13 protein-coding genes are annotated in these 15,272 nt (G+C 66.1%); 4 read left to right on the plus strand and 9 right to left on the minus strand.

Annotated elements, in window-relative coordinates:
- Positions 1-8: 8 nt before the first annotated feature.
- Positions 9-1,931: a gamma-glutamyltransferase gene (ggt, locus tag VF34_RS14825; protein ID WP_032373476.1), complete on the minus strand. Its 1,923-nt coding sequence runs from the start codon at positions 1,929-1,931 to the stop codon at positions 9-11.
- A 36-nt stretch (positions 1,932-1,967) separates the two neighbouring features.
- Positions 1,968-4,190, minus strand: coding sequence for a putative bifunctional diguanylate cyclase/phosphodiesterase (locus VF34_RS14830; RefSeq protein WP_032373617.1), 2,223 nt, complete (start codon positions 4,188-4,190; stop codon positions 1,968-1,970).
- A gap of 201 nt (positions 4,191-4,391) precedes the next feature.
- Here VF34_RS14830 and VF34_RS14835 point away from each other — a divergent pair, with 201 nt between their 5' ends.
- The gene (locus VF34_RS14835) at positions 4,392-5,102 is read left to right on the plus strand and encodes a Clp protease N-terminal domain-containing protein (protein WP_196249528.1); all 711 of its coding nucleotides are present in this window, start codon (positions 4,392-4,394) and stop codon (positions 5,100-5,102) included.
- 9 nt (positions 5,103-5,111) lie between these two features.
- Here VF34_RS14835 and VF34_RS14840 read toward each other — a convergent pair whose 3' ends face one another.
- Positions 5,112-6,101 (minus strand): NAD(P)/FAD-dependent oxidoreductase, encoded by a 990-nt coding sequence (locus VF34_RS14840; RefSeq protein ID WP_032401034.1) that lies wholly within the window; start codon positions 6,099-6,101, stop codon positions 5,112-5,114.
- Between the two features lie 237 nt (positions 6,102-6,338).
- Here VF34_RS14840 and VF34_RS14845 point away from each other — a divergent pair, with 237 nt between their 5' ends.
- Positions 6,339-6,581 (plus strand): hypothetical protein, encoded by a 243-nt coding sequence (locus VF34_RS14845; protein WP_032400982.1) that lies wholly within the window; start codon positions 6,339-6,341, stop codon positions 6,579-6,581.
- Here VF34_RS14845 and VF34_RS25315 read toward each other — a convergent pair.
- Complete coding sequence (locus VF34_RS25315; protein ID WP_167328122.1) at positions 6,578-6,736, minus strand: hypothetical protein; 159 nt, start codon at positions 6,734-6,736, stop codon at positions 6,578-6,580. The two genes, VF34_RS14845 and VF34_RS25315, sit on opposite strands and share 4 nt — an antisense overlap.
- 252 nt (positions 6,737-6,988) lie before the next feature.
- Between VF34_RS25315 and VF34_RS14855 the strand changes: the two genes are divergently transcribed.
- Together VF34_RS14855 and VF34_RS14860 are read left to right on the plus strand one after the other, a co-directional pair.
- On the plus strand, positions 6,989-7,876 hold the full coding sequence (locus VF34_RS14855) for an SGNH/GDSL hydrolase family protein (RefSeq protein ID WP_197077471.1): 888 nt from the start codon (positions 6,989-6,991) through the stop codon (positions 7,874-7,876).
- 61 nt (positions 7,877-7,937) lie between these two features.
- Positions 7,938-8,579, plus strand: coding sequence for a LysE family translocator (locus VF34_RS14860; protein WP_032373479.1), 642 nt, complete (start codon positions 7,938-7,940; stop codon positions 8,577-8,579).
- On the opposite strand, the gene atzF is transcribed toward VF34_RS14860, so the two are convergent.
- Genes atzF through VF34_RS14885 form a run of 5 tightly spaced genes read right to left on the minus strand, consistent with a single transcriptional unit; the run spans position 8,529 to position 15,232 of the window.
- Complete coding sequence (gene atzF, locus VF34_RS14865) at positions 8,529-10,262, minus strand: allophanate hydrolase (protein ID WP_045841594.1); 1,734 nt, start codon at positions 10,260-10,262, stop codon at positions 8,529-8,531. The two genes, VF34_RS14860 and atzF, sit on opposite strands and share 51 nt — an antisense overlap.
- Positions 10,252-12,276 carry a 5-oxoprolinase/urea amidolyase family protein gene (locus VF34_RS14870; protein ID WP_032373481.1) on the minus strand — a complete coding sequence of 675 codons (2,025 nt, stop codon included), beginning with the start codon at positions 12,274-12,276 and terminating at the stop codon, positions 10,252-10,254. Before VF34_RS14870 ends, atzF begins: the two co-directional genes overlap by 11 nt.
- Positions 12,273-12,899: an urea amidolyase associated protein UAAP2 gene (locus VF34_RS14875; protein WP_032373482.1), complete on the minus strand. Its 627-nt coding sequence runs from the start codon at positions 12,897-12,899 to the stop codon at positions 12,273-12,275. Before VF34_RS14875 ends, VF34_RS14870 begins: the two co-directional genes overlap by 4 nt.
- Complete coding sequence (locus VF34_RS14880) at positions 12,896-13,678, minus strand: urea amidolyase associated protein UAAP1 (protein WP_032400984.1); 783 nt, start codon at positions 13,676-13,678, stop codon at positions 12,896-12,898. The genes VF34_RS14875 and VF34_RS14880 overlap by 4 nt, the downstream gene beginning before the upstream one ends.
- Before the next feature lie 6 nt (positions 13,679-13,684).
- On the minus strand, positions 13,685-15,232 hold the full coding sequence (locus VF34_RS14885) for an amino acid permease (RefSeq protein WP_032373484.1): 1,548 nt from the start codon (positions 15,230-15,232) through the stop codon (positions 13,685-13,687).
- Between the last annotated feature and the right edge of the window lie 40 nt (positions 15,233-15,272).

The raw sequence follows: 15,272 nt of genomic DNA on the forward strand, positions 1-15,272 counted from the left end.
GCCCGCACCTATCCACCCAATACCTCACCTTCGCGGCGTGGGTCCGCTCCGCCGATCCAGCCACCGTCGGTGCGTTGCAGCGCGCTCAGCCCGCTCGACTGGTCGGCAACCGAGACCTGGTGGCCCTTCTCGCGCAGCGTCTTCACGACCGGATCGTTCTCTCCAGTCACGTTGGGATGTTCGCCGCCGTAGTTGGTGGACGGGGTGTTGGCCGCTCCGAAGTCGACCATCGACACCGCCTGCTGCGGGTCCATTCCCCAATCGAGCAGTCCTACGAGTGTTTTGACGACGAACTGGATGATCACCGACCCGCCGGGTGAGCCCGCGACGAGAACGAGATCTCCGCGTGTGCCGTCGTCGCCGCGGTCGAACACCAGGGTCGGGGCCATCGAACTGCGCGGGCGCTTGCCTGGCTCGACACGGTTGGCCATGGGAGTTCCGTCCTCGGCCACCGGCGCGGCGGAGAAGTCGGTGAGCTGATTGTTGAGCAGGAAGCCGTCGACCATGTGGAACGAGCCGAAAGCCGACTCGACGGTCGTCGTCATCGAGGCTGCGTTGCCCTCGCCGTCGACGATGGAGATGTGGCTGGTGCCGTGCTCGGGATCGGTGGACGAGGCGAACTGCACCGGTCCGAAGTCGCCCGGTTTCGCGGTACCCATCGACTTGCCTTCGTCGATCAGTCCTGCTCTGCTGCTGAGGTACTCGGGGGCGAGCAGGGTGTCGGGCGAGCCGCCGGGTAGGGGTACGAAATCCGGATCGGCGACGTACTTGTCGCGATCGGCGTACGCCAGTCGCTCGGCCTCGGAGATCAGGTGCACGGCCTCGGCGGTCGGCTTGCCGCCGTTGGCGTCCATGTCCGTCGGGGCGTACTGCGCCAGATCGAAGTTCGACAGAATGCCCATCGTCGACGCCACCGCGATGCCGCCGGAGGACGGCCCCGGCATTCCGCAGATGTCGTGATCGCGGTACGGCGTGCACACTGCGGTACGGGTCTTCGGCTCGTAGCCGGCGAGGTCGTCCACCGTGATCTGCCCCGGGGTACGGCCGGCGGTGGTATCTGCTGTCGCGTCGACGATCGCCTGGGCAATGTCGCCGGTGTAGAAGGCATCGGCACCGTCGGTTGCGATGGCGGACAACGTCTTCGACATCGCCGGATTGTTCAGCACCGTGCCGGCAGGCTTACCGGTTCCGTCGGGCTGCAGGAAGTAGTCCTTCGACGCCGGGTCGAGTGCGAGCTTCGGTGCCGAGTCCGCGATGGACGAGGCCATGCGCGGGCTGATCTCGATTCCGTTGTCGGCGAGCTCGATCGCGGGTCGGAACAGATCCCCCCACGGCTTGTCACCGTGATCCTCGTGCGCCTGCTCGAGCATGCGCACAACACCCGGCACGCCGATCGATCGGCCACTGGACCGCGCATCGGGTTGCGGCACAGTGCGGTTGACGTCGTCGATGTACCGCAGGTAGTCGCCGGTGGCACTCATCGGCGCGGTCTCGCGGCCGTCGTAGCTCTGCACCTCGCCCGACGCGGCGTCGTAGTACATCAGAAAAGCGCCGCCGCCGATTCCCGACGACTGGGGTTCGACGAGCCCGAGCACGGTCTGCGCCACGATGAGGGCGTCGGCCGCGGTGCCGCCGTCGCGTAATACCTCGCATGCGGCCTCCGTGGAGACCGGGTTGGCGGTGGAGACCGAGTACGACGGCGTCTCCACCGGAGTCATGCTCGACCGATATCCGGTCGCCACTTCCGGATTGGTGGAGATGTCACCCGAGCCGGTGCTCGGGGTCTTTCCTACCGGGGTGCCGCCACTGGCACCGAGTACGCAACTGTCCGCCGCGGCGGTGTCGGTACCGGCGTCGTCGCTACTGCTGCACGCGACGAGCGGCACCAGCAGGAGAGCACAGGCGAGGGCGGTGTAGCGAACAGGGCGCATTCCGGTTGCAGACACCGCTCGACGCTAACACCGTGGTCACCGTTGCTGCGCGGATTCGAGAAGCCAATGCGCGATGGGGGCGGGCCTGCCGTACAGATAGCCCTGCGCGAAACGGCAGTCGAGTTGCTCGATGATCGCGGCCTGTTCCTCGGTCTCGACCCCCTCGGCGACGGTCGTCACGGAAAGCGCGGACGCCATGGCGGTGATGGCGCGAATCAGCTGGACGTCGGAATCGGAGACGCCGATCTCGTGGACGAAGGACTTGTCGATCTTGAGCAGCGCAATCGGCATCTTGCGCAACCGGTTCAGCGAGGAGTAGCCGATACCGAAATCGTCGAGGACGATGAGTACGCCCATGGCGGCGAGCCGATCGAGCACGGTCTTCGCTGCGCCGACGTCGTCGATCAGAACACTTTCGGTGATCTCGAGCGCCAGGTCCGCACCGGCGACGCCGAAGGTATCGAGCACCCGTTGGACGATGCCCGGCAGCGAGTCGTCGCGCAACTGCATCGGCGAGACGTTGACCGACATGGTGACGTCCTGCCCGTTCGCGCGCAGTGTCACCAGATCGGAGATCGCGGTGCGCAGTACCCACTCACCGATCTCCTCGATGAGATTGGTCGATTCGGCGATCGGGATGAACTCGTTCGGCGTCCGTACTCGGCCCTGCCAGTTCCAGCGCACGAGCGCCTCGTAGACAACGGTCTTGCGGGACTTCGTCGCGACGATCGGTTGGTAGTAGACCTCGAGTTCTCCGCGCCGGATCGCGCCGCGAAGTGCGGTGGCGGTCTCGATCGCCGATGTTGCTCGCGCACGCAAGGACTCGTCGAAGAACGCGTAGCGAGACGCCCCGAGAGATTTCGCGTGATACATCGCGGTGTCGGCCTCGCGGATGGCGTCGTGCAGTCGTTCGGCGTCGGCGATGCCCACCGAGGCCGAGACGTAGGCGGTGGCAGCACTGAGCGGGAACGGCTCGCTCAGTCGCTCGATGATGCGGCGCGCCAACAGTTCCGAACCGGAACGGTCGCGGCGGGTGAGCACCACGAACTCGTCGCCGGCATACCGAACGACGGTGTCGGCGGCACCGACGGCCGCGCGGATGCGACGTGCCGCGGCGACGATCAACTCGTCTCCGACGCGGTGGCCGTACGAATCGTTGACCATCTTGAAGTTGTCGAGGTCGACGAACAGAGTGCAGGTGCGTCCGGGTCGCTGAGCGCGTTCGTGTCGGGCGTACTCCGCGTCGAGCGTCGTGCGGTTCGGCAGTCCGGTGAGCAGGTCGTGTGCCGCGAGGTAGCGGGCATGCTCTTCGCCGGTCTGCACTCGGGCCAGGGCGCGTTCGCCGCGGAGGAAAGCACCGACCAGGATCGAGGCGAGCAACAGCGAGCGGACGATCAGGTCGCCGGTGGAGACCGCCGAACCGAGCAGCGGCACGGTCGCGCAGACCACCAACATCAACACCACGAAGACCACCCGACGGCTGCTGTGGGCGGGTGCGGGGGTCTGCCGGTGCGACACCGTGCGCATCGACGGGTCGAGCGCTGCCATCGCCAGCGACAGGTACGCGAACAGGTAGATGCCGTCGAGCAACCCCGAGGACGGAGCGTCGTCGGTCGTCGCCGCGAAGGCGTAGGACACGTCGCCGACGAACGTCGCCACCAGGGCGAGCAGCGCCCAGAACAGCGCGGCGGAGCGGGGTTTCGAGGAGAAGAGCAGATATGTCGTCAACGTGATCAGCGCCGCGTCGATCGCCGGATAGATCCCGTTCACCACCGTCGACACGGACGAACGCGGCAGGTCGAGGGCCGCAGAGATCAGCAGCAACCACGACAGGAACAGCGTGCCGAGGAAAATCAGGCCTGCATCGACTAGTGGGGTGATGTCGTCGATCGATCGGCGGTCTCGGATCCACCGAGACAGGGCGTATCCCACCAGGGCGTACCCGGTGAGAGTGAACAGATCCGGGAGCAGCGAGAACGATCGATCCAGCGCGTTCGGGTCGCTGCGAAACGAGACTCCGAACATGAACAGCACCGAGGCTCCGAACAGAGCCCACCAGCATCGGGCGTCGGTCGGGCGGTAGCGACGAATTGCCGCACTGATCGCCACGACCGATCCCACGGCGACGACGGCCAGAACGCCGGCACGCACGTCGGCACTGCCCTGGACGAACACCGTCACCGCGATGACGGCCACCGCAGCCAGGAACGCGGTCCGCACCGATGGCACGGCGAATGGCGCAGCGGCCTTCGCATTCATCGAAGGACCCCACTTCCCCTCGCTGTGCGGCGCTCGCACCTTCTCCGCTGACGCCTTCATCGGTGAATATACGTCTTTGCCAGCAAAAACGGTGATCAGGGTCACTATTTGACCCCGAACAAACTTCGACTCCACCGACCCTCGACGCAGAGTCGTCAACCGAGGGTTGACGACGGACTGGCGTCAACCTAGAGTTGACGTATGACCGAATCGACGAAGATCACCAACCCAGTCCGACTCGACGACCTGATCGCCGCCATCGAGAAGGTGCACACCGACGCACTCGATCAACTCTCCGACGCGGTGATCGCCGCCGATGCGCTCGGCGACATCGCCGACCATCTGATCGGCCACTTCGTGGATCGAGCGCGTCGGTCCGGTGCGTCCTGGACTGCCATCGGCGCGTCCATGGGCGTCAGCAAGCAGGCGGTACAGAAGCGCTTCGTGGCCAAGGGTGGCGACGACCCGGCCGAACTCGACGCCAGTCAGGGCTTCTCGCGCTTCACTCCACGCGCACGAAATGTGGTGGTGGGGGCCCAGAACGAGGCCCGGGCGACGAGCAACGATCACATCACCACCGGCCATCTGATCCTCGGCCTGCTCGGTGAGCCCGAGGGCTTCGCCGCGAAGCTACTGGGTGCGCAGGGGCTCACCGATGGGCAGATCCGTACCGCGGTGACGGCGACGCTGCCCGAACCGGCCGATCCCCTGCCGGCGCTGATCCCCTTCGACGCCGGTGCCCAGAAGGCACTGGAATTGACCTTCCGTGAAGCGCTTCGGTTGGGGCACAACTACATCGGCACCGAGCACATCCTGTTGGCGCTGCTCGAGAACGAGGATGCCACCCTGGCCGAACTCGGGGTTCGCAAAGACGCCATCGAGAGCGGATTGGCAACCGCGCTGGGAAGCTGATGTCCGACGTCAGGAGGCCATTGCTTCGGCCCGTTCCACGGCGAACCGTACGTCCTCCTCGATGAGGTCACCGTTGATCGCGGCACCGGCCTTCACGCCTGCCGCCGACGCCGCGACGACGGTGTCCATGGGTGCCGCCACGTTGCCGGCCACCCACACCCCCGGCACGGACGTCGCGCCGACCGGGTCGGCCTCGATGTGGGTGCCCAAGACGTGACCGTTCATCACCATCTCGGTCGTCTCGAGTCCCAATGACTCGAGAACGTCTGCGCGGGAAGTGAAGTTGGGGCCGACGACCACGGCGTCGAGCGCGACGGCGACGCCGTTCGCCAACGTGACGCCGACGATGGCGTCGTTCTCGACGTCGACTCGCGTGATCTCTTCTTCGACCACGACGATCCCGCGGGCGCGCATCCGCGTCAGCTCCTCGGGGCTCAATTCCGTTGCGGTGTGGGTGAATACGGTGACATTCTCGGACAGTTGACGCCACATCTGGGCCTGATGTCCGGACATGACGCTGCCGATGATGCCGATCGCCCAGTCTCGGACTTCCCATCCGTGGCAGTACGGGCAGTGCAGTACGTCGCGGCCCCAGCGCTCGGCGAGCCCGGGGATGCTGGGAAGAATGTCGGTGAGACCGGTGGTGACCAGGAGGCGACGGCCTCGAACGACGGTCCCGTCGGCGAGGGACACCTCGAACCCGGAGTCGGTCCGCGCAGCCGAGGTCGCGCTGCCGTCGACGATGCGGACGCCGTAGTGCTCGGCCTCGATACGGCCGAGTCGAACGAGCTCGAGCGGAGATTCGCCGTCGCGCGTCAGGTAGTTGTGGGAATGGGCGGCCGGAGCGTTGCGTGGATCGCCGGCGTCGACGATCGCCACGGATCGGCGGGAGCGTCCGAGAGCGACGGCTGCGCTGAGCCCCGCGACTCCGCCGCCGACGATGATCGCGTCGACGGGGACATTCTCGACGGGGGCTGGGTATGCGTTGTCTGAAGTCATGTCTGCAGTGTGCGGACAGGATTGCATGGCTGGCAAGAAATATTGCCAGGACAGCAACTTGTCGAAGGCGAAAATACCGCTGCTCCGACTCGCGCAGACAAAACGAGGTAGCTGCCCTGTTTGTCCCCGCGTCGGCCGAACCGACGGTTGCCATCGGTGGCAGTAAGCGCGGATCTACCGCTTGAACAGGCCGTTCGGGTGCGGTCTACTGATCGGCAGGAACAAATTGGGGGCGCAATGGGGCATTTCGAAATCGGGGATACGGTCGTCGCACTCAGAAATCTGGGACGCGTGCGTTGGCGAAGCGGCATTCCGAAGGGAACCGTGGGGATCGTCGTAGGCATCGACTGGCTCGGCGACGCCCGAGTGGACTTCACCGCCGACCCGTCGATGCGAGCGCGCGGAGAAGCGGTGGAGCACATCGTGGCCGACGGTGACGTCCGGACGGTGCGGTCGGCACCTCGCCGCTTGTTCGGCTAGCTGCCGTCGGTTCGCTCGTCGTCGGTGGCTGGGCCGGTTTCGATGGCCCCACCCTCGCTGGACCAGTCGTTGGTGTCTGCGTCCGCAGCCGGGTCGGACTGCACGTCCTTGTCGGCGTCGGGGGCAGAGTTCTCGTCGTGCTTCGGATCAGTCATGTGTGCGGTGTACCCGTGCGGTGCCGGACGAACCGTCGGCACCGCACGGATGGCGAACTGCCGGTCCTACAGTCCGAAGGGCAGCGTTCCCGGTGCCAGCTCGAAGCCGCTGCTACCAGCAGAAATGGAGCCGAAGCCGGTCAGGATCGCGTTGATGAAGTTGGTGATCATGCGATGTTCCTTTCCTTCGATGTGTAGACGTACTCGTGGGACAACCCGGTCGAGGTTACCGGCCGCGGTAGCGTCGAGCCTGTGAGGAACCCTGGGATCTACGTCGGGATTGCTGTTGCCGTGAGTCTGCTGGCGGCGTGTTCTTCGCCCAGTGCACCCGACGCCGACGTTCCGGACGTCCCGGCCTCGGCCTCACTGAACTATGTGGCGCTGGGTGATTCGGCGGCGTCGGGGCCACGTATCCCGGAGCAGGTGGGCGTACCGGGTTGTGAGCAGTCCGACTCGAACTACCCGCACGTCGTCGCGGCTCAGCTCGAGGTCGCGTCGTTCGTCGACGTCACGTGCGGCGGGGCCGTGACCGAGAACCTCGTCTCGACGCCCCAGAGCACCTCCAGCGGGGATCAGCCCGTCCAACTCGACGCGGTGACGCCCGAAACCGATCTGGTGACAGTGACGATCGGTGGCAACGACATCGGGCTCGTCTCGACCGCGGTGGGCTGCCTGACGTTCGCGAATTCCTCGACAGGCAACGTCTGCAAGGACCGGCTCACCGCCGGCGGCGTCGACACCGTCGCCGCCGCCATCGCGGACAAGTCTCCGGGTTGGGGCGCGATGCTCGACGCGCTGGCCGAGCGTGCGCCCGACGCGCGGATCCTCGTCGTCGGATACGGAACGTATCTCCCCGACGGCGGCTGCTTCCCCACTCAGCCGGTTCTCCCCGAGGACGCCGACTACATCCAGAGCAGCATCACCGCCATGAACCAGGCGCTGAAGACACAGGCCGAGGAGCACGGGGCCGAGTTCGTCGATACCGAGGCGCTCAGCGTCGGCCACGATGTCTGTGCGGCAGTCGATCAGCGGTACTTCGAGGGCGTCATCCCGGAGAACCCCGCTGCGCCATTGCACCCGACGGCAGCCGGCATGGCCGCCATCGGTGACGAGGTCGCCTCGATCGTGCGAAGCGAATAGGTGTCCACGGGAAGGTAACTGGCTCTACCCGGGCGTTCGACTATCGGGAAGTGTCGACCGTATGGTCTCGTGGTCTGCAGTATTCGGCGTGTTCGCCGTCGCCCTCGTGTTGGTTCTGACACCGGGTCCCAACATGATCTACCTCGTCTCGCGCAGCATTTCGCAAGGCAGGCGGGCGGGGATGGTGTCCCTCGTAGGTGTGGCTGTCGGCTTTCTGGTCTATCTGACGGCCACCAATCTCGGCCTGGCAGCGGTGTTCACGGCCGTGCCCGCGTTGTACATCGCGGTCAAGCTCGCCGGTGCGGTCTACCTCGGTTGGCTTGCCGTGCAGGCGCTACGCGGAACGGCCTCCACTTTCGAGCCGACTGCGCTGCAACAGGATTCGAACCGTCGACTGTTCACGATGGGTCTGGTGACCAACCTGCTGAACCCGAAGATCGCGATCATGTACATCTCCGTGATTCCGCAATTCGTCGATCCTGCGGCCGGCCGCCTTCTGCTGCAGGGCTTCACGCTCGGCGGCGTACAGATCGCCGTAGCGGTGGTGGTCAATCTGGTGATCGTGGTGTTGGCCGGATCGATCGCCCGATTCCTCGCCGTCCGGCCCACCTGGCTGAAGATGCAGCGCTACCTCATGGGCACCGTGCTCGGGCTACTGGCGGTCCGTGTCGCCACCGACGGCAGCAGGCCCGTTCCCGCGTGAGCAGTATGTGCGCCACCCGCCGAATTCGGTGATGTCGGTGCCGTTCTCGGCCGCGTCGTGGGCGCAGCAGAACCCGGTGACCCAGCGTCCGTCCGACAACTCGACCGGACCGAGGCCCATCGGCGCGGGCAACCCGGCGAGGAAGGTGCCGAGCGCGGCAGCGGACATCCGATACAGCTCTCCGGCAATGGGTGCGCCGTTCCCTTCGCGCCGCACCAGACCGGGCTTGGGCGGTGTGGTGTGCAGATCCACGAGTCGGTAGTCCGCAGATGTGGTCACCTCGCCGCTGAACCGTGCGCCCCGATCGGTCAGTTGGTTGTGCACCGGGAACCCGCGTAGGTGTGCCCCTACGGCCAGCACCTCGATGCCGTCGTCGATCAGCGAGGGTGACGGCGTGCCACTGAGCCGAGCAGCCAGGTCGATGGCGATCTGATCCTCGAACGCAGGCACGACGAACATGACGCCGAACGGGTTGCCCTCGTGCGTCGGGGTGCCAGGAACGGCCACCGCGGCCATGTCGAGCAGATTGCAGAAGTTGGTGAACGTGCCGAGTCGGCGATTGATGCCGAGCGGATCTGCCTGCACTGCAGCGATACTCGGGTGTTCGGTGGTGGTGGGCAGCAGCAGACCGTCGACGTCGCGTAGCAATTCGCGGGCAGCAGTCTTGGCCTGGGTGAGTGTGCCCAGATCGTCCACGTACCGGTGCGCGGACGGGCCGGCTGCAGAGCGGACGATGGCAGCGACCGTGGGATCGGCACCGTCCGGCGCGGTGTCGAGAAATTGGCCGACGGCCGAATAGCGCTGCGCCACAATGGCTCCGTCGTACAGCAGCGTCGCCGCGTCGAGTAGCCCCGAGATATCGACCTCGACGTGGGTGAAGCCCTTCTCGGCCAGGCCTGCCACCGTCTCCTCGAATGCCCGACGGTATGCCGGGCTCAGCGATACCAGATCTTCGGCACGCGGAACGGCGACCCGGGGTTCCGGTGAGGCGGCCAGTCGTACGTCGGCGGGCCAGGCCCGGCTGCGTGGATCGGTCTCGGTAGGGCCGGCCATCACCTTCATGGCCGCCGCGGCACTGTCGAGGTCGTGAGCCAGCACGGTGACGCAATCGTAGTCGGCGCACGCGGGCACTACCCCGGTGTTCGGCACGATCCCCAGTGAGGTCTTGATGCCCACCAGGCCGTGGAACGCGGCGGGGACTCGCCCGGATCCGGCTGTGTCGGTGCCGATTCCGATGTCCGCGATCCCCAGCGCCACCGCCACCGCCGAGCCGGAACTGGATCCGCCCGAGACCAGCGTGGCGTCCCAGGCGCAGCGCACTGCTCCGTAGGGGCTTCGGGTGCCGACCAGTCCGGTAGCGAATTGGTCCAGGTTGGTCTTGGCGAGTATCAGTGCGCCCTGGCTCGTCAGTCGCTCGATGGCGACGGCGGAGACTGCTGGTGTGTAGGCGAATTCGGGGCACGCCGCAGTAGTGGGCAGACCGGCGACGTCGATGTTGTCCTTGACCGCAACCAGCACGCCGGCGAGCGGCAGATCTGCACCTGCCTCCAGTGCGCGTTCGATCGCCACCGCCTCGGCCAGTACGTCGTCCTCGTCGCGCAGGGTGATCCACACCTCGGGTCGGTCGACCTCCGCGATTCGCTTGTACGCCTGCAGAACTCGTTCTCGTACCTCAGGCAGCATCGATCTTGCCTCTCTTGTCGAATTCTCCGGCTGCCGACCACGCGTCCCGCTCGGCCCCGAAGGCCACGGCCTGAGTCGCGCGGAACTCCGCGATGGATTCGGCGTTGGACTCGAGGAAGTTCTCGTGCTCGGCGAGCGAGAACTCACCGTCGGTGATCTCGACTCCACCGCCTCGGCCTGCCGCGAGATCCGCGCGCAGGTCCATCAGCTCCTCGGGTTCGACCGAGTACCAGGAGACTCGGTCGAAGAACCGCAACAGCCACGGGGTTCCTTCCTCGAACGGGCCTCCGCTGTACGTGGCACTGTGGTTCCACACCTGCGTGGTTCGGCCGACGAACTGGTATCCGCCGGGACCCTCCATGCCGTAGATGCAGAGGTATGCCCCGCCGATGCCGACGGCATTCTCCGGCGTCCACGTGCGTGCCGGGTTGTACTTCGTCGTCACCAGACGGTGCCGAGGATCGAGTGGAGTCGCCACCGGGGCACCCAGGTAGACGTCACCGAGTCCGAGCACCATGTAGTCAGCAGCGAAGACCGTGTCGAAAACTTCTGCGACGGAACCGAGTCCGTTCATCCGCCGGATGAACTCGATGTTCCAGGGACACCACGGGGCGTCGGCGCGCACACCGTGCATGTATCGCTGGGTCGCTTCCCTGGTCGACGGGTCGTCCCACGAGAGCGGGAGCCGAACCTGACGGCTGGGGACCACGAGCTCCGAGGCTGCGGGCAGATCGTCCTCCACCTCGGCGAGCAGTCCCATCAGCGAATCGATCGACAGCACATCGGGATTCACCTTGACCTGCAGTGAGCGGATGCCGGGGGTCAGATCCAGCAGGCCTCGGGGCGCGATGGCCTCGACGCGCTGATGCAGCGCGTGCACCCGTGCTCGCAGGGTGAGGTCGAGCTTCATGTCGCCGTATTCGACGAGCACGTTGTCGTCACCAGATCGCCGGTAGGTGACGCACGTATCGGCGTCGCGCCGAGCGATGACGCCGTCGTCCCCGTCGCCGCCGGCGGAGAAGACTGCGGGCAGTGATGCGCGCCGTGCGAGGCCGAGCGATCCCAGCGGCGCGGTGGCTGCAGCCCGGACCGGCACGAATCGGATGGTGTCGCCGGGACGAAGTTGGCCGAGCTTCCAGCGTTCGGCCGCGACAACGGTGACAGGACAGACGAATCCGCCGAGACTGGGTCCGTCGGGGCCGAGCAGGATCGGGGTGTCGCCGGTGAAGTCCAAGGCACCGACGCTGTAGGCGTTGTCGTGGATGTTCGACGGGTGCAACCCCGCCTCGCCGCCGTCGGCGCGAGCCCACTGCGGCTTGGGTCCGATCAGCCGAACTCCGGTGCGATCGGAATTGAAATGCACCTCGTAACGGGTGGCGTACAGGGTGTCGATGTCGTCGCGGGTGAAGAACTCGGGTGCTCCGTGTGGGCCTTCGGTGACGGCGATGTCCCAGTTGGACGTGAGCACCGGCAGGTGTTCCATCGGGATCGGTCCGAGGACGGCGGAGTTGTCGGAGCGGCCGGCCAGTCCGATGATGTCTCCCTCGCCCAGGATGCCGCCGCGATGTCCGCCGAACTTGCCGAGCGTGAATGTCGCTGCGCTGCCGAGGTAGTCGTCGACGTCGAGGCCGCCCTGGATCAGGACATACACCCGCAGACCGTGTCCGGTGGTGGTACCCACGTCCAATGTTGCTCCGGCAGGTACCAGAACCGGTTTCCACTGCGCGGCCGATCGGCCGTCGATGCGCACCGGAACGGAGGCGCCGGTCACACAGACGTAGGTATCGGCGTCGAACGTCAATGCCGGCCCGGCCATGGTCGATTCGAGTCCCGGTGCACCCTCGGGATTGCCGAGCGCGGTGTTGCCGAGCCGGAACGACAGATCGTCCATCGGACCCGACGGCGGCACGCCCACCTTCCAATATCCGACGCGTCCCGGCCAGTCCTGGACCGTCGTGATCATGCCGGGCCGCTGCACGGTCATCTTGGCGGCCTTACTGTTCACAGCGGTCATGATCGCGTCACGATCATCTGCACCGCGGTTGGGTCGAACCCGTTGCAGGGGTTGTTGATCTGCGGGCAGTTCGAGACCAACACCAGGGTGTCGATCTCTGCGCGCAGCGAGAGCGTCTTGCCGGGGGCCGACAGACCGTCGACGATGCCGAGGGTGCCGTCGGCGTCGACGGGGACGTTCATGAAGAAGTTGATGTTGGGGGCCAGATCTCGCTTGCCGAGTCCCCACTTGGAACCCTCGATGAGGAAATTCTCGACGCACGCGTGCTGGTGTTGGGTGTGATGGCCGTAGCGCAGGGTGTTCGATTCCTTGGAGCACGCACCGCCGACGGTGTCGTGGTTGCCGACCTCATCGTCGATGATCGTCATCAGAGGTGTCGAATCATCGCTGCGAAGAACGGTTCTGGTGGTCAGGAACAGGTTCTGTTGCGCGGTGACGGTCGCGGCCGCGGAGTATCGCAGTGAGTGATCGTGTGCGGCGTACAGCAGGGTGTCCACGGCCTGATTGCCGTAGAGGTCGACGATGGTCAGGACGTCGCCGGCCTCGACGATTGCCGACCAGGGGCCGAACGCGGGAGCGATCTCGTCTCTCACTGTCACCGTGTTCACTGTGCTGGTAGTCATTGCGCTGCCTTCCATGCGTTTTCGGTGTTCTGCACTGCTCGTTGGTATTCCGGCTCGGTGTTGTCGAGTGTGAGCAGCTCTTCCGGTGCGCGCCAGGCCAGTACGTCGAGTGTCGTCGTGTCGTACTCGGGACTGGGGTTCAGTGGGTGAGCGGTGTTGGCGAGCAACACGATCACCGGCAGGTGGATGAGCAGATCCACCGAGCGGCCGGGTCCGGCAGAGCCGGTGCTGACGAGGCTCCCGTCCGCGTCGACGGTGATGCCGTGGAAGAACGACAGTGACGGTCCGACGTCGCGCGGCTCGAGTCCGTGCTTGGCCGCGGCAAGGGTGAACAGCTCGCGGCCGGCCGGAGCGGACGAATGCGGTCCGTTCACTCCGTATTTGGCGATGTTCGTCGCCGTGGACGTGGTACCGCACAGCGCGTCGTGGTGACCGGAGGTGTCGGCCACGATGGTTGCCAGCACGCGGCCCTGATCCGAGAGCAGGGGGTGGCCCGCGCTCAGGTACGCCTGCCACGGAACCTTGACGGTGTCGGCGGTGTTCAGGCGCTCCCACGGTGCGTCGACGCGATAGAGCAGCAGGTTGGCACAGGCGGCACCGTCGACGTCGACGAGGCGCAAGCGGGTTCCGCGAGCCAGAACCTTCGTGGTGTAGCTGCCGCCGGGCACCGATTCTGCCCACGTCAGTTCCGACACGCCCTCCGGTGCGGTGGGGGCCGGTGCGAGGGTCGCCTGCGACCGCGCGTGTTCCTTGGCCGAATGGGTGGTTGCTGTGCTCATGAGACTTCAGGCTCCGATCGTGACGGGCTTCGGGTGGGCTTTGCCGCGGGGCAGGCAGGCGATGCCCACGACGATCACTGCGAGGACGGTCAGGGGTGCGGCCCAGCGCAGCAGCGGGAATTCGCCGGTGGGGTCGAAGATTTCGGCTCGTGGCCACGACAGGTTGACCACCATGAGCCCGCCGTAGAGAACTGCGGCGATGTTGACCGGCAGGCCGAGGCGGCCGAGGGTGAAGAGCTTCTCGCCGTCGCTGTCCTTCTGCACGCCGCCGTGCGGCCAGCCCTTGAGTCGCTGGATCAGCAGCGGGACGGTCACCATCATGTAGGCGAGGTAGATGAGCACGATGCAGACGCTCGACAGGGTCGTGAAGATCGCGGAGTTGCCGACGTTCACGGCGAGGATGGCTACGCAGGCCAGGCCGATCAGCACCGAGGGTGCGATGGGAGTTCCGGTGCGCGAGTTGACCTTGGCCAGTGCAGCGGATGCGGGCAGTCGTCCGTCACGGGCCATGGAGAACATCAACCGGGAGGCTGCGGTCTGGATGGCGAGGGTGCAGATGAACACGGCGATGGCGACGTCGACGAGCAGGACCTTGCTCCACGGCGAGGTGAGAATCGAATCGATGACGTACGGAAGTCCCTGCGTCGCAAGCGCACCGTCGGTGAGGCTGGGTGCGGCCATCAGTGCGCCGACGATCATCAGGCCACCGCCGAGTGCCGATGCCGACAGCGCGAGGCGAATGGTGCGCGGTGCGACGCGTCGGGGATTGCGGGTTTCCTCGGCGAGCTCGCCCGCCGAGCCGAAGCCGACCATGACGTAGGCGGCCATCAGACCCGAGACGATCCAGGCCCCGATGTAGCCGGGATCTGCTCCGGCACTGCCGGTGTCGAAAACCACCTGCGGGCCGCGCTCGGCATGGGTGAAGAACACCAGCACGAGAGCGATGACGCCGACGATCTCGCAGGTGACGCCGATGCTGTTGATGCGCGACATCCAGTTCACGCCGATACAGTTGATGGTGGTCGTGAGTACCAGCAGAATCGATCCCAGCACAACGGCATTGGCTGCTCCGCTCGACGAGGTCAGCGCGGTGTCCTCACCGATGAACTGGAATCCGCCCCAGATGCTGGGCAGCACCACCTGCAACGCGATTGCGGCGGCGGAGGCGGTGACGATCTGCGCGATGATCATGAACCACCCGGCGAACCACCCGACCAGTTCACCGCCCATGCGCCGGGACCAGTGGTAGATGGCCCCCGAGATGGGGTAGCGCGCGGCGAGTTCGGCGAAGTTCAAGGCGACCATGAACTGGCCGAGGAACACCAGCGGCCAGGTGAGGAAGAAGGCCGGGCCGCCGAAGCTGAAGCCGAGGCCGAAGAGCTGGAAGATGGTGGTCAGGATCGAGACGAACGAGAAGCCGGCGGCGAACGACGCGAACTTGCCGAGGCTACGGTGCAGCTGCTGGTCGTACCCGAGGGACGCAAGATCCGAATGGTCCGTCGTACGAACCGGTTCCGATCCCGCGCCGGGGGCCGGCAATGTTGTCGAGCTCATGTTCACTCCTACGGGCGAGGTGGGTGGTGAGTGACCGCCC

Origin of the sequence: Rhodococcus sp. PML026 (assembly GCF_000963615.1) — a bacterium.
Taxonomy (GTDB): Bacteria; Actinomycetota; Actinomycetes; order Mycobacteriales; family Mycobacteriaceae; genus Rhodococcoides; species Rhodococcoides fascians.

Coding starts and splice junctions, on each gene's coding strand:
- VF34_RS14845 (WP_032400982.1), top strand. CDS start 6,339: ATGGGGCATTTCGAAATCGGGGATACGGTCGTCGCACTCAGAAATCTG.
- VF34_RS14860 (WP_032373479.1), top strand. CDS start 7,938: ATGGTCTCGTGGTCTGCAGTATTCGGCGTGTTCGCCGTCGCCCTCGTG.
- VF34_RS14830 (WP_032373617.1), bottom strand. CDS start 4,190: ATGAATGCGAAGGCCGCTGCGCCATTCGCCGTGCCATCGGTGCGGACC.
- VF34_RS14870 (WP_032373481.1), bottom strand. CDS start 12,276: ATGACCGCTGTGAACAGTAAGGCCGCCAAGATGACCGTGCAGCGGCCC.
- VF34_RS14880 (WP_032400984.1), bottom strand. CDS start 13,678: ATGAGCACAGCAACCACCCATTCGGCCAAGGAACACGCGCGGTCGCAG.
- VF34_RS14885 (WP_032373484.1), bottom strand. CDS start 15,232: ATGAGCTCGACAACATTGCCGGCCCCCGGCGCGGGATCGGAACCGGTT.
- ggt (WP_032373476.1), bottom strand. CDS start 1,931: ATGCGCCCTGTTCGCTACACCGCCCTCGCCTGTGCTCTCCTGCTGGTG.
- VF34_RS14835 (WP_196249528.1), top strand. CDS start 4,392: ATGACCGAATCGACGAAGATCACCAACCCAGTCCGACTCGACGACCTG.
- VF34_RS14840 (WP_032401034.1), bottom strand. CDS start 6,101: ATGACTTCAGACAACGCATACCCAGCCCCCGTCGAGAATGTCCCCGTC.
- VF34_RS14875 (WP_032373482.1), bottom strand. CDS start 12,899: ATGACTACCAGCACAGTGAACACGGTGACAGTGAGAGACGAGATCGCT.
- atzF (WP_045841594.1), bottom strand. CDS start 10,262: ATGCTGCCTGAGGTACGAGAACGAGTTCTGCAGGCGTACAAGCGAATC.
- VF34_RS25315 (WP_167328122.1), bottom strand. CDS start 6,736: ATGACTGATCCGAAGCACGACGAGAACTCTGCCCCCGACGCCGACAAG.